We start from the raw sequence: 19,990 nt of genomic DNA on the forward strand, positions 1-19,990 counted from the left end.
ACCTCCCAACGACGATGTGGCCTTCGGGGGCGGGAATGGTGCGGCGGGGCACGTTGCTCAACGGTCGGTACCGGGTGACCGGTCGGATCGGTGGCGGCGCGATGGGTGATGTGTGGCGGGCCGAGGACGAGACGCTGACCCGGGAGGTCGCGATCAAGGTCCTCAGCGCCAAGCTGTCGGACGACGCCTCGTTCCTGGACCGCTTCCGCCGCGAGGCGCGCCTTCTCGCGGCGCTCAAACACCCCAACGTCGTCGGCGTCCACGACTACGGCGAGGAGGAGACCGAGCCGGAGGACGAGGGCGAGGAGCCGGCGTCCGTGGCGTTCATCGTCATGGAGCTGGTCGACGGGCGCCCGCTGGACGCGGTGCTCGCCGAGGCCGGGACCCTCCCTCCGGAACGGGTCCTGGCCGTCGCCGCCGAGGCGCTGGACGGGCTGCACGCCGCGCATCTGCGGGACATCGTGCACCGGGACGTCAAGCCCTCCAACCTGATGCTGGGGGAGGGCGACCGGGTGACGGTGACCGACTTCGGCATCGCGCGCCCCGCCGCCGGCACCAAGATCACCGACGGGCGCTCCGTCCTCGGCACCGCCCTCTACATGGCGCCCGAGCAGGCCGAGGGGCGCGGCGCCGTGCCCGCATCCGACCTCTACGCGATGGGCGTGGTCTGCTACCAACTGCTCACCGGGACGACGCCGTTCACCGGTGAGGCGCCGGTGGAGATCCTGTTCAAGCACGTGCGGGAGCCGGTGCCCGAGCTGCCGGAGGCGATACCCGAGCCGGTGCGCCGCTTCGTCATGCGGGCCCTGGCGAAGGCTCCGGAGGACCGTTACGCCGACGCCTCGGCCATGGCGGCGACGGCCCGCCGGCTGGCCGGGGGCGGGGCGTGGCACGAGGACGGGGCGGAGGGGGCGGAGGCCGCCGGGCGGGAAGAGGCGGAGAAGGAGAAGCCGGAGAAGGAAGAGGAGCGGGAGGAGCGGCGGGAGGACGGGAAGTCGCCGGCGAGGGGAGGCGTCCTCGTCGACGCCGACCGCGGGGACGCCGACGCCGACGCCGGGGACGCCGCGAAGGAGCCCCTGCACGATCCGGCGAAGGAGCCCGCGAAGGACCCGGCGGAGGACACCGAGGCGCACGAGGCGGGGAAGCGCGCCCCGGTGTGGCGCCGCCCCCGGCCCATGGTGCTGGTCCTGGCGCTGTTGCTGCTGCTCACCGGCACGGTGACGCTGGTCTATGTGGAGAAGCTGCCCTGGCGCACCGAGGCGGGCGGTGCCGAGAACCCGGCCCCGGGCGGGACGGACGACGACGCGGCGAACGGCTCGGCCGGCGCCGACGGTGCCGCCGACCCGGAGGGCGAGGCGGACGAGAAGGCGGACGGCGGGGACGCGGACGACGGCTCGGAGGAACCGGAGCACGCGGACGGCGAGGAGCACGCGGAGGACCAGGCCGGGGGCGAGGACGGCGGCGCCCGGGGCGGCGGCGACGGCGGGGCCGGCGGCTCCGAGGGCGCGTCCGAGGGCGGCTCCCCGGGCGGCGGGTCGGGCGACGGGGGCTCGGGCTCCGACGGAGCGGGCGGCCCGTCCGGCGGCGGCGACCCGGACCCCGGCGGCCCGGCCGCCGGCTGCGGCGGGGAGAACTGGGGCCAGATCGTCAACGTGGCCGACGGCCTGCCGCTCGGCCTGGCCGAGGACGAGCCCCGGGCCGGCGGCGCCGTGATCTCCGGCGGCAACACCAGCCACGGCTGGGTGCGGACCACCGCCTACCACGACAGCGCCCTCCACGTCTGCGAGCAGGACGGCGAGACGCTGGCGGCCGCCAACGGCGGCGACACGGGGGCGTTCCTCGGCTCCTCCTTCGGCGGGGGGCTCTTCCCCTCGGCCCAGTCGGTCGGCGGCGCCCACACCATCGGCACCTTCGGCGGCAAGTGCCTCACCAGCCAGGGCGCCGGCCAGCAACCGACGATGGCCACCTGCGTGGACGGCGACGACCGCCAGCGCTGGCGGCTGCCCTGACCGGAGGTCTCAGAGCACCTTGCCCGGGTTGAGGATGCCCGTCGGGTCGAAGACCTGCCGGATCGACCGCTGGAGTTCGAGACCCACCGGGCCCAACTCCCTGGCCAGCCACTCCTTCTTCAGCACCCCGACCCCGTGCTCGCCGGTGATCGTGCCGCCCAGCTCCAGCCCCAGCGCCATGATGTCGTCGAACGAGGCCCGCGCCCGCGCCGCCTGGTCGGGGTCCGAGGCGTCGAAGCAGACCGTCGGGTGGGCGTTGCCGTCCCCGGCGTGGGCGACGACGCCGATGGTCAGGTCGACGCGTGCGGCGATGGCGGCGATCCCGTCGATCAGCTCCGCCATGCGGTCGCGCGGCACGCAGACGTCGTCGATCATCGTGGTGCCGGCGACCGCCTCCAGCGCGGGCAGGGTGGCGCGGCGGGCGGCGAGCAGCATCTCCGACTCGGCCTGGTCGTCGGCCGGCACCACCTCGGTCGCCCCCGACGCCCGGCACAGCTCGGCGACCGCCGCCAGCTCCGCCGCCGCCTCCGGGGTGTCGAACGCGGCCAGCAGCAGCGCCCGCGTCGACTCCGGCAGGCCCATCCTGGTCAGCCGGTTGACGGCGCGCACGCTGGTGCCGTCCATCAGCTCCAGCAGCGACGGCGTGTGCCCGGCGCCCATGATCGCGGCCACCGCGTCCCCGGCCGCCGCCGCCGAGCCGAACTCCGCGGCCAGCACCAACTGCCGCGGCGGCGCGGGCCGCAGCGCCAGCACCGCGCCGACCACCACGCCCAGGGTGCCCTCGGCGCCGACGAAGAGCCGGGTCAGGTCGTAGCCGGCGACCCCCTTCGCGGTGCGCCGCCCGGTGCGCAGCAGCCGCCCGTCGGCCAGCACCACGTCCAGGCCCAGCACGTACTCGGCGGTCACGCCGTACTTGACGCAGCACAGCCCGCCGGAGCCGGTGCCGATGTTGCCGCCGATCGTGCACTGCTCCCAACTGGACGGGTCCGGCGGATAGGTGAGCCCGTGCTCGGCGGCGGCCTTGGAGAGGTCGGCGTTGACGACGCCCGGCTCCACGACGGCGATCCGGTTCACCGGGTCGATCTCCAGGACCCGGTCCATCCGCAGCAGCGAGAGCACCACGCAGCCGTCGACCGCGTTCGCCGCGCCGGAGAGCCCGGTGCGCGCGCCCTGCGGCACCACGGGGACGCCCAGCGCGTGGCAGATCCGCAGCGTCTCCTGGACCTGTTCGACGGAACGGGGCAGCACCACGGCCGCCGCCCGGCCCGCCGGGCAGAAGCTGGCCATGTCGTGCGCGTAGGAGGCGGTCACATCGGGATCGGTGAGCACGGTGTCGGCAGGCAGGGCCGCCAGCAACCGTGCGACGACGGTGGTCTCGACCGGGGTCTCTTCTGCGGTGCTCATAACCGCAGCTTGGCATCCGGCGGCGGGAATTCCCATGCCGGGTGAGCGAAACCCGTGCCAGGCTCCCGCCATGAGCGACGCCCTGACCCCCCACGCACGCCATCTGATCACCCACGCCGAGCACCCCGTGGCCGCCCCGCTGGCCGAGGCGTCGGTGGACGCGGTACTCGCCCACGCGCTGGGCCGGGGGCGCGCCGCGCCCCGGCTGCTCGACCTCGGCTGCGGCCAGGCCGCCTGGCCGCTGCGCGCCCTGGCGGGCCGCCCCGACGCCACGGCCGTGGGCGTCGACCTGAACGCCGGGGCGCTGGAGTGGGCGCGGACGGAGGCGGACCGGCGCGGGGTCGGGGAGCGGCTGGAGCTGGTGGCGGCCGACGCCGGGGCGTACGGGGGCGAGGAGGCGGGCTTCGACGCGGTGCTCTGCGTGGGCTCCACCCACGCGTTCGGCGGGCTGGAGGAGACCCTGGCCGCGGCCGGCCGCCAGGTGGCGCCCGGCGGAACGCTGGTGGCGGGGGAGGGCTTCTGGGAACGGGAGCCGACACCCGCCGCGCTCGGCGGTCTGGGCGCGGTGCCCTCGGACTTCGCCGACCTGGCCGGCACGGTGGACCGCTGCCTGGCCGCCGGGTGGACCCCGGTCCACGGGCATGTCTCCTCGGCGGAGGAGTGGGACGCCTACGAGTGGGCGTGGACCGGCTCGTTGGCGTCCTGGGCGCTGGACCACCCGGACCACCCCGCCGCCGCCGAGGCGGCGGCGGAAGCGGCCGAGCACCGCACCCGGTGGCTCGGGGGCTACCGGGGGGTGCTCGGCTTCGTCACGCTGGTGCTGCGGGCCTGGGGCCCCCAGCTCAGAACCGGCGGGTGATCAGGGCCTTCTTGACCTCCTGGATGGCCTTGGTCACCTCGATGCCACGGGGGCAGGCGTCGGTGCAGTTGAACGTGGTGCGGCAACGCCACACGCCGTCCTTGTCGTTGAGCACCTCAAGGCGCTGCTCGCCGCCCTCGTCGCGCGAGTCGAAGATGAAGCGGTGCGCGTTGACGATCGCCGCCGGGCCGAAGTACTGGCCGTCGTTCCAGAACACCGGGCACGAGGAGGTGCACGCGGCGCACAGGATGCACTTGGTGGTGTCGTCGAAGCGCTCCCGGTCCTCGGCGGACTGGAGACGCTCGCGCGTCGGCTCGTTCCCCGAGGTGATCAGGAACGGCATGACGTCCCGGTACGCCTGGAAGAACGGCTCCATGTCGACCACCAGGTCCTTGAGGACCGTCATGCCCTTGATGGGCTCGACCAGGATCGGCTTGGTGGCGACCGAGCCCTTGATGGTGGTGATGTCCTTGATCAGCGTCTTGCAGGCCAGCCGGTTCTTGCCGTTGATCCGCATCGCGTCCGAGCCGCAGATCCCGTGGGCGCAGGAGCGGCGGAACGTCAGCGTGCCGTCCTCGTGCCACTTGATCTGGTGCAGCGCGTCGAGCACCCGCTCCTTGGGGTCGATCGCGATCTCGAAGTCCTGCCAGTGCACCTCCTCGGAGACCTCCGGGTTGAACCGGCGGATCCGGAAGGTCACGGTGACCAGGTGGTCGGCGCCCGCCTCGGCGGGCTTCTCCAGAGTCGGGGTAGCCATCAGTACTTACGCTCCATCGGCTGGTAGCGGGTGACGACGACCGGCTTGTAGTCCAGCCGGATCGACTCGTTGCCCTCGGCGTCCACCTCGCGGTAGGCCATGGTGTGCCGCATGAAGTTGACGTCGTCGCGGTTGGGGTAGTCCTCGCGGTAGTGGCCGCCCCTGGACTCCTTGCGGGCCAGCGCGGAGACCACCAGGACCTCGGCCAGCTCCAGCAGGTTGCCCAGCTCCAGGGCCTCCAGCAGGTCGGTGTTGAACCGCCGGCCCTTGTCCTGCACCGAGACGTCGCGGTAACGGCGGCGCAGCTCGGTGATCTCCTCAAGGGCCTCCTTGAGGGTCTGCTCGGTACGGAAGACCATGGCGTTCTTGTCCATGGTCTCCTGGAGCGCCGCGCGGATCTCGGTGACCCGCTCGCCGCCGGTGGCGTCGCGCATCCGCTCCACCTCGTCGGCGACGAACTTGGCCGGCTCGTCCGGCAGTTCCACGAAGTCGGCGGTGGCCGCGTACTCGGCGGCGGCGATGCCGGCGCGGCGGCCGAAGACGTTGATGTCCAGCAGCGAGTTGGTGCCCAGGCGGTTGGCGCCGTGCACCGAGACGCAGGCGACCTCGCCGGCCGCGTAGAGCCCCGGCACCACGTCGGTGTTGTTGGCCAGCACCTCGCCGAGCACGTTGGTCGGCATCCCGCCCATCGCGTAGTGCGCGGTCGGCTGGATCGGGATCGGGTCGGTGTACGGCTCGATGCCCAGGTAGGTGCGGGCGAACTCGGTGATGTCGGGCAGCTTGGCGTCCAGCTGCTCCGGCGGCAGGTGGGTGAGGTCCAGATAGACGTGGTCCCCGTCGGGGCCGCAGCCGCGCCCCTCGCGGATCTCGGTGTAGATCGAGCGGGAGACCACGTCGCGGGAGGCGAGGTCCTTCATGACGGGCGCGTACTTCTCCATGAAGCGCTCGCCGTCCTTGTTCCGCAGGATGCCGCCCTCGCCGCGCGCGCCCTCGGTGAGCAGGATGCCCATCTTCCAGATGCCGGTCGGGTGGAACTGGAAGAACTCCATGTCCTCCAGCGGCAGTCCGCGCCGCAGCGCGGCGGCCTGGCCGTCGCCGGTGAGGGTGTGGGCGTTGGAGGTCACCTTGTAGAACTTGCCGTTGCCGCCGGAGGCGAAGACGACGGCCTTCGCCTGGAACACGTGCAGCTCGCCGGTGGCCAGCTCGTAGGCGACGACACCGGCGGTGCGGCGCTCGCCGTCGACCTCGTTGAGCAACAGGTCCAGGACGTAGAACTCGTTGTAGAACTCCACGCCCTCCTTGACGCAGTTCTGGTACAGCGTCTGGAGGATCATGTGCCCGGTGCGGTCGGCCGCGTAGCAGGAGCGGCGGACCGGGGCCTCGCCGTGGTTGCGGCTGTGACCGCCGAACCGGCGCTGGTCGATGCGGCCTTCGGGCGTGCGGTTGAACGGCAGGCCCATCTTCTCCAGGTCGAGCACGGAGTCGATGGCCTCCTTGGCCAGGATCTCCGCCGCGTCCTGGTCAACCAGGTAGTCGCCACCCTTGATCGTGTCGAAGGTGTGCCACTCCCAGTTGTCCTCCTCGACGTTGGCGAGCGCCGCGGCCATGCCGCCCTGCGCCGCGCCGGTGTGGGAACGGGTCGGGTAGAGCTTGGTGAGCACCGCGGTCCGGCTGCGCTTGGTGGCCTCGATGGCCGCGCGCATCCCGGCGCCGCCGGCGCCGACGATCACGGTGTCGTACTTGTGGATCTGCATATGCGAATGCCTCGTCAGCCCCGGTGCGTCAGCGGATGTTCGGGTCGAAGGTGAAGATCACCAGGGTGCCCAGCAGCACGGTGAAGACCGTGGCCGTGTACAGCAGCATCTTCAGCCAGAAGCGGGTGCCGTCCCGCTGCGCGTAGTCGTTGATGATCGTGCGCAGCCCGTTGGCGCCGTGGAGCATGGCGAGCCAGAGCATGATCAGATCCCAGGCCATCCAGAACGGGGAGGCCCAGCGTCCGGCCACGAAGGCGAAGCTGACCTTGCTCACGCCGCCGTCCAGCACCAGCTGGATCAGCAGGTGGCCGAGGACCAGCACCACCAGCACGATGCCGGACAGCCGCATGAAGACCCAGCCGTACAGCTCGAAGTTGGTACGGGTGGACTTCGGTGTCCTGGCCGACCGGGCGCGCGGTGGCTCGACCAGCGGCGCCGGGTTGTCGGGGCCGATGCCCTCGGTGGCACTCACGGAACTCGTTGCGCTCATGGTGATCTAGCTCCCGAACACTTCGCGGACGGCGTGGCCCAGCACCGGGTAGGCGGCGCCGGCCATCAGCACCAGCCAGAGGCCCACCACGGTCCAGAGCATCTGCTTCTGGTAGCGGGTGCCGCTGGCCCAGAAGTCGACGGCCACCACCCGAAGGCCGTTCAGCGCGTGGAAGAGCACCGCGGCGACGAGCCCGTACTCCATCACGGCCACGAGCGGCGTCTTGTACACCGCGATGGTGTCGTCATACGCCTCGGGGGAGACACGGACCAGAGCGGTGTCCAGCACATGGACGAACAGGAAGAAGAAGATGAGGACACCGGTGACGCGGTGCGCCACCCATGACCACATGCCTTCCCGGCCGCGGTACAACGTTCCTGCCGGCACGGAAGAACCCTTCGCACGCGAATCACGTCGGGCCTGCCGGCAGCTCCCTTTGGATGTCGGTCGGCCCGGCCGGGTACGGTCCACCGGCCGCGCACATGGTATCGACGCGTTTCGGCCGCCCCGTCCCGGGGGGCCGCGCGGGCGATAAATCCGGCATCCCTGTCATCCGTTTGCCAGCTCATGACCAGCGGTTACCTTCGGAATATGCGACAAGCGCCCTGGCGAATATGCGCACTGGCCGGAGCGGTGGCGTTGATCGCCCTCGCCCTGGTCGTGACCATGACCAGACCCTCAGGCGAACCCCACGACGAGGCCGGCTCCCGGCAGCCGGGAGGCGTCGGCGAGTCCCCCGCGACCCCCCTGCCCACCGGCCCGGACGAGGCGCCGCGCACGGTGCCCGCGGTCCGTTCCTTCGACGCCGCCCCGGGCCCCGGCTGGGCCCCGGCGGACTCCACCCGGGTGGTGACCGACCCGGACGGCTCCCTGACCGACGAGGCCGACCGGCTGGCCGACGAGCTCTCCGTCGACCGCGCGGACGAGGACGCGGGGCCGGGCGACATAGAGCTGGTGCTGGACGACGACGCGGACTGCGGAGCCGAGGGCTACCGGCTTCGGACCGACGACCAGCGGGTGACGATCACGGCCGAGACGGACGCCGGCGCGTTCTACGGAACGGTCACCCTCACCCAGGCGGTGCGCGGCCAGGGCGGCATCGCCCAGGGCACCGTCGAGGACCGCCCCGACCGGCCGCAGCGCGGCCTGAGCCTGGACATCGCGCGCAAGCACTACGACGCCGAGTGGATCGAGGCGCGGCTGCGCGAGATGGCCGAGCTGAAGCTCAACCAGCTCCAGCTGCACTTCAGCGACGACCAGGGCTTCCGCATCGAGAGCGAGTCCCACCCGGAGATCGTCTCCGACGACCACCTCACCAAGGACCAGGTCACAGACATCATCCGACTGGCCCAGTCGCTGCACATCGATGTGATCCCGGAGATCGACTCGCCGGGACACCTCGGCGTGGTGACCGAGGCCCATCCGGACCTCCAGCTGCGCGAGACGGACGGCTCGGCCACGCCGGGCGCCATCGACATCGCCAACCCCGACTCCGCCGAGATCGTCGACGACCTGCTGCGCGAGTACGCCGAGCTGTTCCCCAGCGACTACCTGCACCTGGGCGGCGACGAGTACGCGGCGCTCTACAAGTCCGACCCGGACGCCTCCTACCCGGAGCTCGCCGAGGCCGCCAGGGAACGCTTCGGCGACGGCGCGGGCGTCACCGACCTCGCCACCGGCTGGCTCAACGACCGGGCCGACGTCGCACGGGAGGCCGGCAAGATCCCCCAGGTGTGGAACGACGGGATGCACGCCGGCGGCGAGGTCCAGCCGGACCAGGAGCGGGAGGTCACCTACTGGACCGGCCGGGAGATCGGTGCCCGCGAGCCGGTGGAGTACCTGGAGGGCGGCTGGCCGCTGGTCAACATGAACTCCGAGTACCTCTACTACGTGCTCGGCGAGCCGAACCAGTTCACCTATCCGACGGGTGAGCGCATCTACCAGGAGTGGACGCCGGACGTGGTGCGCGGCAGCGAGCCGGTTCCGGAGGAGTTCCGCGACGCCGAGCACGTGCCGGGCGGCCGGTTCGCCGTCTGGGGCGACATCGCGGACGCGCAGACCCAGGACGAGGTGGCGGCCGGCATCACCGGTCCGCTGCGCGCGGTCGCCCAGAAGCTCTGGGACCCGGCCGAACCCGAGCTGGAGTGGGCGGAGTTCAGCCAACTCGCCGACCGCGTGACGGCGTCCTGAGGCGGAGAGGAGGGCGAACGGGGGCCGGCGCGGCCCCCGTTCGCTCAACCCCCCGTCTCGTCGAGACCCCCCGTCTCCTCGGGACCCCCCGGCGCGTCGTCGGTCTCGGCGCGGGGGGTGGGCGGCCGGCCCCGGCGGGCGGGGGGCCGGGCGCCGGAGGGCAGCCGGCCGGCCTCCCGCAGCGCCCGCCGGATCAGGTAGTCCAGCTGGGCGTTGGTGCTGCGCAGCTCGTCCGCCGCCCAGCGCGCCAACGCCTCGTGCACCGCCGGGTCCAGACGCAGCAGCACCTGCTTCCTGGCGCCGCGTGCGGCGCGGCGTTCGCCCCCGGTGGGCGGCTCGGTCACTGGTACAGGGAGCCGGTGTTCAGCACGGGCTGGGGCGAACGGTCGCCGCAGAGGACGACCAGCAGGCTGGAGACCATGGCCGCCTTGCGTTCCTCGTCCAGCTCCACCAGGTCCAGCTCGCTCATCCGGCCGAGGGCCGCCTCCACCATCCCGCAGGCGCCCTGGACGATGGTCTCCCGCGCGGCCACCACGGCGCCGGCCTGCTGGCGCTGGAGCATCGCGGAGGCGATCTCGGGCGCGTAGGCGAGGTGGGTGAAGCGGGACTCGACGATCCGCACCCCGGCGGAGCTGACCCGGGCGGTCAGCTCGGCGGCCAGCTTCTCGGTGATCTCCTCGGCGTTGCCGCGCAGCGAGAGCTCGTCCGCGTCGGGGGCGTCGTAGGGGTACTCGATGGCGATGTGCCGGACGGCGGACTCGGTCTGGGTGGCGACGAACTCGACGAAGTCGTCGACCTCGAAGCTCGCCTGCGCGGTGTCCCGCACCTGCCAGACGATGACGGCGGCCAGCTCGATCGGGTTGCCGTCGGCGTCGTTGACCTTCAGCACGGCGGTCTCGTGGTTGCGGACCCGGGTGGAGATCTTGGAGCGGGTGGTCAGCGGGTTGACCCAGCGGAGGCCGTCCTTGCGGATGGTGCCCACGTAGCGGCCGAAGAACTGCACCACCCGGGCCTCGCCCGGGGCGACCATGTTCAGCCCGCTCATCATGACGACCGACCCGACGAAGACCAGCGAGCCGAGCACGATCACGGTGGCGCCGAGGGCCGGCTGCTCGTCCTTGGCCAGCACGATGCCGAACACCAGCACCGCCGCGCCGACCAGCGTCCCGAGGAAGGTCAGCAGCAGCGCCAGTCCGCCGGGGACGCTGTGCGCCGGGGTCTCCCGGATCGTCGGCTCGGTCAGCTCGGGACGTGCAGGGGGGTCGGTGGTTTCCGTGGGTGTCATGTGTCGTTCCGCCTTCCCCGGAGTGCCTATCAAAGTGCTATCACTTTAACCGTACGGCGCCCGGCGCCGGAAGGGGGAGGCGCGGAGAAGAGGAGGGGGAAGCGAGAAGAACGCGGGGGAACCGGCGGGAAGACGGGCGGAAGGCGTGAGAGCGCTGTGTGCCCTGGTGCGTTCCGAGGCGGAAGCGGGCAGTCACGCTGAGACAGCCGGGGCCGCCACCCCCCACAGGAGAGACCCCGGCTGTCCGCCGGACGCGGGCCCCTGACCGGGCCCGTTCGGCACTTCCTTCAGCGCCTCGGGACCGCTTTCCGTTACCGCGCGGATACGGCCGGATGCGCCATGGACGGCACCGCTGGGGACGCGTAGCGTTCAGAACCGAAGGACAGACAGTCACCACCGTGGGAACGAGTGTGCGGCCCGGAGGCCGCCAAGGGGGCGGGAGTGCAGGGGGCAGACTGCGAGCTGACCGAGGCGGTCCATGCCGCCCAGGGAGGCGACGAGGCCGCGTTCCGCGCGGTCTTCCGTGCCGTGCATCCCCGGTTACTCGGCTATGTGCGGACCATCGTGGCCGAGCCGGACGCCGAGGACGTGACGGCCGAGGCGTGGCTCCACATATCGCGTGACCTCGACCGTTTCCAGGGGGACGCCGACCGGTTCCGCGGCTGGGCCGCCCGCATCGCGCGCAACCGCGCGCTGGACCACCTCAGGGCGCGCGGCCGACGGCCCAGGGAGTGCGGCACGGACGAGACGGCGCTGGTCGACCTGCCGTCCTCGGCCGACACGGCGGAGGAGGCCATCGCCGCGCTGGGCACCAGCCGCACCATCGAGCTGGTCGCCGAGCTGCCGCAGGAGCAGGCCGGCGCCGTGATGCTGCGCACGCTCTTCGGACTCGACGCGAAGCGCGCCGCGCTGCTGCTCGGCTCGCGCCCCGGCGCCGTCCGCACCGCCAACCACCGGGGTCTGCGCCGCCTCGCCGAGCTGGTGGAACGGGCCTGAGGTGACGGGCCGGCGGGGCGCTGTAACGCAAACGCGGGGCGCGGCGCAGTAAGAAGCAGGCCGACTGGTCATCGGCCGACAGGGGCTCACCCGGAGGTCCCCCCCGTACCTCAGGGAGCCCCAGGCGCGGGCGGGGTGGTTTTCCCCCAGCCCCGCCCGCGCCATTCTTCGTCTTTCCCCGGAAGGGGCCGCCGAGCGGCCCCTTTTTCTCTTTTCCCCCGGCCCCTTTTCTCTGCTCCCCGGCTTCTTGCGCACGCGCGGCCGGCGGGCGGCTCGGGGCGGCACACCGGCAAGGTGGGGCGGTGGTAGCCGGGAGGTGAACGGCGTCGCCGAAGCAGGTGAACAGGGCGTCTGACGAGGCCAGTTCGGGTTTCTGTGCCGTGCTGTTAACGCCCCGTTGTCATTGAGTTGGTCCGCGACTCGAAACGGCTGCCTAACGTTCAGAACGTGCCCGATTCATCCCCCACCAAGACCCGCGTGGCCGTGCTGGCGGACTCCGACACCCGGTGGAAGTGGGGCGCCCTGACGGCGCTCCGCATAGCCCCGGAGTCGGCCGTCCACGGCTACCTCCTCTGGGGCCGCGCCACACCCACGGCGCGGCAGCTCGCGGAGGTGGGGGCCGAGGCCGAGGACCTGACCGAGATCAACGCGGTCGACTTCCTCGCCGAGCAGGGCCGCAGGGCCTCCGGGGAGAACGCGGAGCTGCCCCCGTTCGACGTGCTGGTGCTCTCCTGCGTCGGCGGCACCACCCAGGCCATGCTGCACGGGCTCGCCCGCGTCTGGGAAGGCGCCGAACGCCGCCCCGTCGTGGTCACCGGCTATGTGGGCGTCGTCTACGAGAAGCTCTCCGACGGGCTGCTGCTGCGCCACGGGGCCGATCTGGTCCTCGCCAACAGCCCCTACGACGTGCGCCGCTTCCGCGAGATCTACGACGGCGTCGGCGCCGGCAGCGGGTCCGTCACCCCCTGCGCCCTCCCGTTCCTCGGCGGCACCGCCCACGACCCGGGCCCCGCCGCGCGCGGCGAGCGGCCGACGCGGGTGGTCTTCGCCGTGCAGCCCTCGGTGCCCGAGGGGCGCGCGGAGCGCGCCTACCTGCTGGGGCGCGCCATGGCGCACGCCAGGCGCCACCCGGACCGCGAGGTGGTGCTCAAGCTGCGCAGCAAGCCCAGCGAGCACACCACCCACATCGAGGAGCTGCCCTACCAGCGGCTCGCCGAGCGGGCGAAGGAGGAGTGGCCGGGCAACTTCAGCCTCGCCTACGGGAACATGGGCGAGGTCCTGGACACCACCGACCTGCTGGTCACGGTCTCCTCGACGGCCGCCCTGGAGTCGCTGGAGCGCTCCATACCCACGGCCGTCCTCACCGACCTCGGCGTCCGCGAACCGCTGGGCAACCACTACTTCATCGGCTCCGGCTGCCTCGCCTCCTGGGACGAGATCGACGACGGCCTGATCCCGACCCCCGACCCCGGCTGGCTCGCCGACCAGGGCATCACCCGGGGCGCCTCCAGCGTGGAGAGCGGCTTCACCGCCGCGCGCGGCAGGCTCGCCGCCCTGCTCGACGAGCGCGCGCGGGCCGGGCTGCCCCCGTTGGCCCCCTACTACACGACGCGCACCGCGCCCGGCTACCTGCCGAGGCTGCTCGCCCGCCACGGACTCGACCCCAAGGGCGAGCCGCTGGCCGACCAGCCCACCAACGCCTCCGACGCGGGCCTGCGCGGCGCCTCCAAGAAGCTGCTGCGCCGCACCGCACGCGGCGCCTACCGCGCGGGCGCCCAGCGCGTCGCCCCCCTCATCCGCCGCTGGGGCCAGCTGTGAACGCCCACCCCTCGGCCACCGCACCGAACCGACCCACAACGAAGGCGTGAGCCATGAGCACAGTGCTGGCCGTGATCCCCGCGCGCGGAGGCTCCAAGGGAGTTCCCGGTAAGAACCTCGCGCCCGTCGGCGACGCCCCGTTGATCACCCGCGCGGTGCGGGAGTGCCGGGCCGCGCGCCTGCTGACCTCCGTGGTGGTCTCCACCGACGACCCGGGCATCGCCGCCGCGGCGCACGCCGCCGGAGCCGAGGTCATCGAACGCCCGGAGGACATCTCCAGCGACACCGCGACCAGCGAGGCCGCCGTCCTGCACGCCATGGGCGTCTACGAGGAGCGCCACCGCGTCAAGGTCGACGTGGTGCTGCTGGTGCAGTGCACCAGCCCGTTCATCAGCCGCGAGGAGATCGACGGCGTCGCCGCCGCCGTCCTCGACGGCGCCGACACCGCGCTGACCGTCGCCCCGTTCCACGGCTACGTCTGGCGCGAGGCCGCCGCCACCGGCGGCCAGGGCGTCAACCACGACAAGGCGTACCGCCCCCGCCGCCAGGACCGGCCGCAGGACCTGCTGGAGACCGGCGCCGCCTACGCGATGCGCGCCTCCGGCTTCCGCGCCGAGCGGCACCGCTTCTTCGGCCGCACCGAGCTGGTGCGCGCCGACCCCGCGCGGGTGCTGGAGATCGACGACCCGCACGACCTGGCCCGCGCCCGCGCGCTGGCCCCGCTGCTGGACGGCGGACGGAACGCGATAGCCACCGGGACCTCGGTCGACCACGAGAGCTACTCGCGCTTCCCGCACTTCCCCGACTATCTGCCCACCCGCGCCGACGTGGACGCGGTGGTGCTCGACTTCGACGGCACCCAGACCGACGACCGGGTGCTCGTCGACTCCGAGGGACGGGAGACGGTCTCGGTCCACCGCGGCGACGGGCTCGGCATCGCCGCGCTGCGCCGGGCCGGGATGCCCCTGTTGATCCTGTCCACGGAGGAGAACCCGGTGGTCGCCGCCCGGGCGCGCAAGCTGCGCATCCCGGTGATGCACGGCGTCGACCGGAAGGACCTCGCCCTCAAGCAGTGGTGCGAGGAAGCAGGAATCGCCCCGGAGCGCGTGCTCTACGCGGGCAACGACGTCAACGACCTGCCGTGCTTCCACCTGGTCGGCTGGCCTGTGGCCGTCGCCAGTGCCCATGACGTCGTGCGCTCCGCCGCCCGCGCTGTCACCTCAGCGCCGGGCGGGTCGGGCGCCGTCCGCGAGATCGCCTCGTGGCTCCTCGGAAAGGAACTGACAGCATCATGACCGCAGGAAACCGGCTCCGTCAGCTCGGCGACCGCATCGTGGGCCCGGGCCGCCCGGTCTACATCACGGGCGAGATCGGCATCAACCACAACGGCGACCTGGAGAACGCCTTCGCCCTGATCGACGCCGCCGCCGAGGCCGGCTGCGACGCGGTGAAGTTCCAGAAGCGGACCCCCGAGATCTGCACCCCCCGCGACCAGTGGGAGATCGAGCGGGACACCCCCTGGGGCCGGATGACGTACATCGACTACCGGCACCGGGTCGAGTTCGACGCCGACGACTACCGGGCGATCAACGAGTACTGCGTCAAGCGCGGGCTCCACTGGTTCGCCTCCCCGTGGGACACCGAGGCCGTCAACTTCCTGGAGGACTTCGACGTCCCCGCCTACAAGGTGGCCTCCGCCTCCCTCACCGACGACGAGCTGCTGCGCGCCCTGCGCGCCACCGGCCGCACCGTCATCCTCTCCACCGGGATGTCGACGCCGCAGCAGATCCGGCACGCGGTCGAGGTGCTCGGCAGCGAGAACATCCTGCTCTGCCACGCCACCTCCACCTACCCGGCCAAGGCCGAGGAGCTCAACCTGCGGGTGATCCACACCCTCCAGGCCGAGTACCCCAACGTGCCGATCGGCTACTCGGGCCACGAGACCGGCCTCCAGACCACGCTGGCCGCCGTCGCCCTCGGCGCGGTCTTCGTCGAACGCCACATCACCCTGGACCGCGCCATGTGGGGCTCGGACCAGGCCGCCTCGGTCGAGCCGCAGGGCCTGACCCGGCTGGTGCGGGACATCCGGATCATCGAGGAGTCCCTGGGCGACGGCGTGAAGAAGGTCTACGACAGCGAGCTGGCTCCGATGAAGAAGCTGCGCCGCGTCAAGGGCGTCGTCGCCGAGCGCGGCGAGAGCTCCCCCGAGCCGGCCTCGGTCTGAGGCCGGACCGCCGGCGCCCCCGCGCGCCGGCTCCCACCACCCCGCCGACGCGGGAGCGTCACGCGGTCCGGACGGAGAGGTCCACAGAGGTCCATGAGCGAACCCCAGACCAGGAAGGCCAGGACGGCCGGGGCGACGGAGACGGCCGAGACGCTGGCCTTCGCCGAGAGCCCGGTCCAGCTGCTCAACATCCTGGAGTGGGCCAGCGCCACCGAGACCGACTGCGCGGTGGTGGTGCTCCCTCCTCGTGACCCCACGACCCGTGGCCAGCTGCGCCGGATGGCGCGGCTGGCCAGGGACTCGGGGCACCAGGTCCGCTGGCAGGAGGCACGCGGCGGCGCCGGCGCGCCTCCCAGGACGCTGGCCGCGCTGGCCGGCCCGCTGCGCCGGGCCCGCCGGCTGGTGGTGGGGGACCCGTTCTCCCGCTATCTCCAACTGCTGCTCTCGCTCAGCCGCCCGCGCGACATCGTGGTGGTCGACGACGGCACGGCGACCATGGAGTTCGTCTCCCAACTGGCCAACGGCGAACGACTGGTCCGCTGGCACCGGCCGTCCTCCCGGGGCGCGGCCGGTCTGCTCTTCGCGCCGGTCGCACGCCGGGCGGTGCACCGGCTCTCCCCGGCGCCCGGCCGGGTCGTGGAGATCTTCACCGCGATGCCCGTGCGCCCCATCGAGGGGATCACCGTCACGGAGAACGCGTTCCCCTGGACGCGCCACTACTTCGGCAGGCCGCGCGTCACGGAGGGCGCCGACCTGGTCGGCACGTCGCTCGTGGAGACCGGGGTGCTGCGGGAGGACCGTTACCTCGCGGCCGTCGGGGACCTGGCCAGGCAGCACCACGTCACCCGTTACTGGGCCCACCGCAGGGAGAGCGCGGAGAAGCTGCGCCGCCTGGGGGACGAGACCGGCGTCGAGGTGATCCGGCCCGACCTGCCGCTGGAGCTGGTGGCCAGGCGCGGGCCGATAGGCGGGACGATCCTGAGCTTCCCCTCCACCGTGGTGCACACCCTGCCCCGGGTGCTGGCGGACACCGACGTCCGGGTGCTGGTCTGCGACCTGGCGGAGGGCTGGTTCACCGACCGCGTCACGGCACGCGCCAGCGGTTTCCTCTCCGCCGTCACCACGACGGCCCGGGGCACCCACGGCCTGGTCTCCCTCCCGGCCCCCCAACAGACCTGACCCACCGGCGTGGAGGGGGCGCGGGGAACTGCGCGAGCAACCCAACGACGGGCCGCACCCGAGAGCGCACCCCCGCCACCCCGCTACCGTGGTCGCACCCCAGCGGCCCAGCGGCGTGGAGGGGGCGCGGGGAACTGCGCGAGCAACCGAACGACGGGCCGCACCCGAGAGCGCACCCCCGCCACCCCGCTACCGCGGTCGCACCCCAGCGGCCCAGCGCCAGCGCCCAGCGCCCAGCGCCCAGCGCAACTTCGGTCAGGAACAGGGCATTCACGCGCAAGCGTGGATAAGAGAGCACTCATACCCAGTCAGGCGGCGACCCAACCGAATATCTATGCATCTGTTGTGTGAACTTTGCATGATCGCCGGTCCATCAGCCGGTGATCGGGGCTAACCTCGATCACGTGAGTGATCTGCTGTCCCCTGAGTCCACCCCCACGACGCTCGACGACGCGCTGCGTGCGGAACTCATCGCCTTCCGGCGCGACCTCCACCGGCACCCCGAGCTGGGGAACCAGGAGGTGCGCACCACGGCCGTACTCAAGGACCGCCTGGAGCGGGCCGGCCTGGCCCCCCGCGTCCTGGACGTCGGCACGGGCCTGGTCTGCGACGTACGCCCACCCGGGGCGGAGGGGGAGATGCTCGCGCTGCGCGCCGACATCGACGCGTTGCCCATCCCGGACACCAAGACGGTCCCCTACCGTTCCTCCGTCCCGGGGCGCGCCCACGCCTGCGGGCACGACGTGCACACCACCGTGGTCCTGGGCGCCGGCCTGGTGCTGGCGAGGCTGGCCGCCGAGGGGCGGCTGACCCGCCCGGTGCGGCTGATCTTCCAACCGGCCGAGGAGGTGCTGCCCGGCGGGGCGACGGACGCCATCGAGTCGCGCGTGCTGACGGGCGTCGGCCGCATCCTGGCCCTGCACTGCGACCCCAAGGTCGAGGCCGGCCGCATCGGCCTGCGCACCGGGGCGATCACCTCCGCCTGCGACCGCGTCGAGGTCACCCTCGCCGGCCCCGGCGGCCACACGGCGCGCCCGCAGCTGACCACCGACCTGGTCACCGCGGCGGCCAAGGTCGTCACCGAGGTCCCCGCGCTGCTCGGCCGCCGCGTCGACACCCGTGCCGGGCTCGCCATGACCTGGGGCCGCCTGACCACCGGCCACGCGCCGAACGTCATCCCGCAGTCGGCCGAGCTCTCCGGCACCATGCGCTGCCTGGACCTCGACACCTGGCGGCAGGCGCCCGACCTGGTGCACGCCGCGGTGGACGAGGTCGCCACGCTCTGGCGGGCCAAGTCCGAGATCCAGTACATCCGGGGCGTCCCCCCGGTGGTCAACGACCCGGGCTCCACCGCGCTGCTGGCCGAGGCGATGACCGCCAGGTTCGGCGGCGAGGCGGTGGAGTCGACGGAGCAGTCGCTGGGCGGCGAGGACTTCTCCTGGTATCTGGAGCAGGTGCCCGGCGCCATGGCCCGCCTCGGGGTCCGGCCGCGCGGGGACGCCTCGGGCACCATCAGGGACATCCACCAGGGCGACTTCGACGTGGACGAGCACGCGATCTCCGTCGGTGTCGACCTGCTGACGGCCGCCGCGCTGCTCGGCTGAGGTGACGCGCGGTCACGGTGTTGTCCACGGGGGCGCGGGCCGAGGGGCCCGCGCCCTCCGGCGGCCGCCGTGTCAGTGACGTGGACCACCCGTCATCGTTGCCTCCACGTTGCCTTAACACCGATCTGATAACGGGGCCAAACGTGAGGCTGTCTCCCCTGTTCTACGCGCGTTACGATCGGCCCAACAGCGCCGTAAGAGGCGCTTTCAAACCCGAAGGGATCGGTCCTCTTGCGCCGCGTATCGAGGTTCGCAGCAACGGTCGCCATCGCCGCGACGCTGGCCCTGACGGCCAGCGCCTGTGGGGAGAGCTCGACCGAGTCCAATGACAACGAAGGGGACAAGGGCCCCGGCATCGCCTTCGACGTGGGCGGTCGCGACGACCACTCGTTCAACGAGTCGGCCGCGACCGGCGCCGACCGCGCGGGCGAGGAGCTGGGCATCACCCCCGAGTTCCAGACCGCGCGCAGCGGCGAGACCAACGCCGACCGCGTGCAGCGCCTGACCGCGCTGGCCAACGAGGGCTACAACCCGGTCATCGGCGTCGGCTACCTCTACGGCGACTCGATCCAGCAGGTCGCCGCCGACTTCCCGGACACCACGTTCGGCGTGGTGGACGCCGCCCCCGAGGGCGACAACGTCTACGGCATGGTCTTCGCCGAGCACGAGGTCTCCTACCTCGCCGGCGTCGCCGCCGCCCTCAAGAGCGAGACCGGCCGGGTCGGCTTCATCGGCGGGGTGAACAACCCGCTGATCCAGAAGTTCGAGGCCGGCTTCGTCCAGGGCGCCACCGAGACCAACCCGGACATCGAGGTCGACGTCGACTACCTCTACGCCGACGACGACCGCGGCTTCGCCGACCCGGCGAAGGCCAGCGAGAAGGCCAACGCCATGCTCGGCCGCGACGTCGACGTCATCTACACCGCGGCCGGCTCCTCCGGCAGCGGCTCGGTCGAGCAGGTCGCCGCCGTCGAGGGCGCCTGGGCGATCGGCGTCGACTCCGACCAGTACCAGCAGCCCGGCCTCGCCGAGTACAAGGACTCGATCCTGACCTCCGGCGTCAAGCGGGTCGACGTGGCCGTCGAGGACCTGATCACCGCCGTCCACAACGGCGAGGCCCCGTCCGGTGTCCACGAGTACACGCTGGCCGAGGACGGCGTCGAGCTGTCCACCTCCGGCGGGTTCATCGACGACATCCAGGACGAGATCGACGCCGCCACCCAGCGGATCGTCGACGGCGAGACCACCGTCAACGACACCCCGTGACACCACGCCGGCGCCCGCGCCACCGCCCCGCGCCGGGGCGGACGGCGCGGGCGCCGGCGGGTTCCGGCAGCGCGCGGCGGGTGAACGGGCCCCACTGAGCCCGGTTCACCCCCACGCGGTACCGTCTGCCCCACCCTTCCCGCTCGACCCCGCAC

16 protein-coding genes and 1 pseudogene are annotated in these 19,990 nt (G+C 72.6%); 10 read left to right on the top strand and 7 right to left on the bottom strand.

The window, feature by feature from the left end:
• The first annotated feature begins 35 nt into the window (after nt 1-35).
• Entirely contained in the window at nt 36-2,009 is a 1,974-nt protein-coding gene (locus tag CRP51_RS29935; RefSeq protein ID WP_281259639.1) for a serine/threonine-protein kinase, read from the top strand.
• Between the two features lie 9 nt (nt 2,010-2,018).
• On the opposite strand, the gene CRP51_RS08830 is transcribed toward CRP51_RS29935, so the two are convergent.
• A complete protein-coding gene (locus CRP51_RS08830) occupies nt 2,019-3,413 on the bottom strand; it encodes an FAD-binding oxidoreductase (protein ID WP_097230483.1) in 1,395 nt (464 codons plus the stop codon).
• A gap of 70 nt (nt 3,414-3,483) precedes the next feature.
• Here CRP51_RS08830 and CRP51_RS08835 point away from each other — a divergent pair, with 70 nt between their 5' ends.
• A complete protein-coding gene (locus CRP51_RS08835) occupies nt 3,484-4,272 on the top strand; it encodes an SAM-dependent methyltransferase (protein WP_097230484.1) in 789 nt (262 codons plus the stop codon).
• Here the strand turns inward: CRP51_RS08835 and CRP51_RS08840 are convergent.
• Genes CRP51_RS08840 through sdhC form a run of 4 tightly spaced genes read right to left on the bottom strand, consistent with a single transcriptional unit; the run spans nt 4,256 to nt 7,660 of the window.
• On the bottom strand, nt 4,256-5,029 hold the full coding sequence (locus CRP51_RS08840) for a succinate dehydrogenase iron-sulfur subunit (protein WP_097230485.1): 774 nt from the start codon (nt 5,027-5,029) through the stop codon (nt 4,256-4,258). The two genes, CRP51_RS08835 and CRP51_RS08840, sit on opposite strands and share 17 nt — an antisense overlap.
• Complete coding sequence (gene sdhA, locus CRP51_RS08845) at nt 5,029-6,783, bottom strand: succinate dehydrogenase flavoprotein subunit (protein WP_097230486.1); 1,755 nt, start codon at nt 6,781-6,783, stop codon at nt 5,029-5,031. The genes CRP51_RS08840 and sdhA overlap by 1 nt, the downstream gene beginning before the upstream one ends.
• A gap of 28 nt (nt 6,784-6,811) precedes the next feature.
• The gene (locus CRP51_RS08850) at nt 6,812-7,273 is read right to left on the bottom strand and encodes a succinate dehydrogenase hydrophobic membrane anchor subunit (protein ID WP_170970473.1); all 462 of its coding nucleotides are present in this window, start codon (nt 7,271-7,273) and stop codon (nt 6,812-6,814) included.
• Nucleotides 7,274-7,279: 6 nt separating this feature from the next.
• Complete coding sequence (gene sdhC / locus CRP51_RS08855; RefSeq protein ID WP_097230488.1) at nt 7,280-7,660, bottom strand: succinate dehydrogenase, cytochrome b556 subunit; 381 nt, start codon at nt 7,658-7,660, stop codon at nt 7,280-7,282.
• 204 nt (nt 7,661-7,864) lie between these two features.
• On the opposite strand from sdhC, the gene CRP51_RS08860 reads away from it, so the two are divergent.
• Nucleotides 7,865-9,463 (top strand): beta-N-acetylhexosaminidase, encoded by a 1,599-nt coding sequence (locus CRP51_RS08860; RefSeq protein ID WP_097230489.1) that lies wholly within the window; start codon nt 7,865-7,867, stop codon nt 9,461-9,463.
• A 44-nt stretch (nt 9,464-9,507) separates the two neighbouring features.
• Here CRP51_RS08860 and CRP51_RS08865 read toward each other — a convergent pair whose 3' ends face one another.
• Together CRP51_RS08865 and CRP51_RS08870 are read right to left on the bottom strand one after the other, a co-directional pair.
• Entirely contained in the window at nt 9,508-9,807 is a 300-nt protein-coding gene (locus CRP51_RS08865; protein ID WP_245880457.1) for a type II toxin-antitoxin system antitoxin, read from the bottom strand.
• Entirely contained in the window at nt 9,804-10,748 is a 945-nt protein-coding gene (locus CRP51_RS08870; protein WP_097230490.1) for an SPFH domain-containing protein, read from the bottom strand. Before CRP51_RS08870 ends, CRP51_RS08865 begins: the two co-directional genes overlap by 4 nt.
• 441 nt (nt 10,749-11,189) lie before the next feature.
• On the opposite strand from CRP51_RS08870, the pseudogene CRP51_RS08875 reads away from it, so the two are divergent.
• The 7 genes and pseudogenes from CRP51_RS08875 to CRP51_RS08905 all read left to right on the top strand — a co-directional run.
• Nucleotides 11,190-11,732, top strand: a pseudogene (locus tag CRP51_RS08875) (RNA polymerase sigma factor); the annotation flags it as partial.
• A gap of 459 nt (nt 11,733-12,191) precedes the next feature.
• A complete protein-coding gene (locus CRP51_RS08880) occupies nt 12,192-13,562 on the top strand; it encodes a DUF6716 putative glycosyltransferase (protein WP_097230491.1) in 1,371 nt (456 codons plus the stop codon).
• Nucleotides 13,563-13,615: 53 nt separating this feature from the next.
• Nucleotides 13,616-14,857, top strand: coding sequence for an acylneuraminate cytidylyltransferase (locus CRP51_RS08885; protein WP_097230492.1), 1,242 nt, complete (start codon nt 13,616-13,618; stop codon nt 14,855-14,857).
• Nucleotides 14,854-15,786, top strand: coding sequence for an N-acetylneuraminate synthase family protein (locus tag CRP51_RS08890; protein WP_097230493.1), 933 nt, complete (start codon nt 14,854-14,856; stop codon nt 15,784-15,786). The genes CRP51_RS08885 and CRP51_RS08890 overlap by 4 nt, the downstream gene beginning before the upstream one ends.
• A gap of 93 nt (nt 15,787-15,879) precedes the next feature.
• Nucleotides 15,880-16,965: a hypothetical protein gene (locus CRP51_RS08895; RefSeq protein WP_097230494.1), complete on the top strand. Its 1,086-nt coding sequence runs from the start codon at nt 15,880-15,882 to the stop codon at nt 16,963-16,965.
• 404 nt (nt 16,966-17,369) lie between these two features.
• Nucleotides 17,370-18,569, top strand: coding sequence for an amidohydrolase (locus CRP51_RS08900; RefSeq protein WP_097230495.1), 1,200 nt, complete (start codon nt 17,370-17,372; stop codon nt 18,567-18,569).
• A gap of 231 nt (nt 18,570-18,800) precedes the next feature.
• Nucleotides 18,801-19,835 (top strand): BMP family lipoprotein, encoded by a 1,035-nt coding sequence (locus CRP51_RS08905; RefSeq protein ID WP_097230496.1) that lies wholly within the window; start codon nt 18,801-18,803, stop codon nt 19,833-19,835.
• Nucleotides 19,836-19,990 lie beyond the last annotated feature (155 nt).

This window comes from Streptomyces zhaozhouensis (assembly GCF_900230195.1).
Classification (GTDB): domain Bacteria; phylum Actinomycetota; class Actinomycetes; order Streptomycetales; family Streptomycetaceae; genus Streptomyces; species Streptomyces zhaozhouensis.

Bases quoted from the DNA above. Each gene is read 5' to 3' on its own strand.
- CRP51_RS29935 (WP_281259639.1), top strand. From the start codon at position 36: ATGGTGCGGCGGGGCACGTTGCTCAACGGTCGGTACCGGGTGACCGGT.
- CRP51_RS08830 (WP_097230483.1), bottom strand. From the start codon at position 3,413: ATGAGCACCGCAGAAGAGACCCCGGTCGAGACCACCGTCGTCGCACGG.
- CRP51_RS08835 (WP_097230484.1), top strand. From the start codon at position 3,484: ATGAGCGACGCCCTGACCCCCCACGCACGCCATCTGATCACCCACGCC.
- CRP51_RS08840 (WP_097230485.1), bottom strand. From the start codon at position 5,029: ATGGCTACCCCGACTCTGGAGAAGCCCGCCGAGGCGGGCGCCGACCAC.
- sdhA (WP_097230486.1), bottom strand. From the start codon at position 6,783: ATGCAGATCCACAAGTACGACACCGTGATCGTCGGCGCCGGCGGCGCC.
- CRP51_RS08850 (WP_170970473.1), bottom strand. From the start codon at position 7,273: ATGAGCGCAACGAGTTCCGTGAGTGCCACCGAGGGCATCGGCCCCGAC.
- CRP51_RS08860 (WP_097230489.1), top strand. From the start codon at position 7,865: ATGCGACAAGCGCCCTGGCGAATATGCGCACTGGCCGGAGCGGTGGCG.
- CRP51_RS08870 (WP_097230490.1), bottom strand. From the start codon at position 10,748: ATGACACCCACGGAAACCACCGACCCCCCTGCACGTCCCGAGCTGACC.
- CRP51_RS08885 (WP_097230492.1), top strand. From the start codon at position 13,616: ATGAGCACAGTGCTGGCCGTGATCCCCGCGCGCGGAGGCTCCAAGGGA.
- CRP51_RS08890 (WP_097230493.1), top strand. From the start codon at position 14,854: ATGACCGCAGGAAACCGGCTCCGTCAGCTCGGCGACCGCATCGTGGGC.
- CRP51_RS08895 (WP_097230494.1), top strand. From the start codon at position 15,880: ATGAGCGAACCCCAGACCAGGAAGGCCAGGACGGCCGGGGCGACGGAG.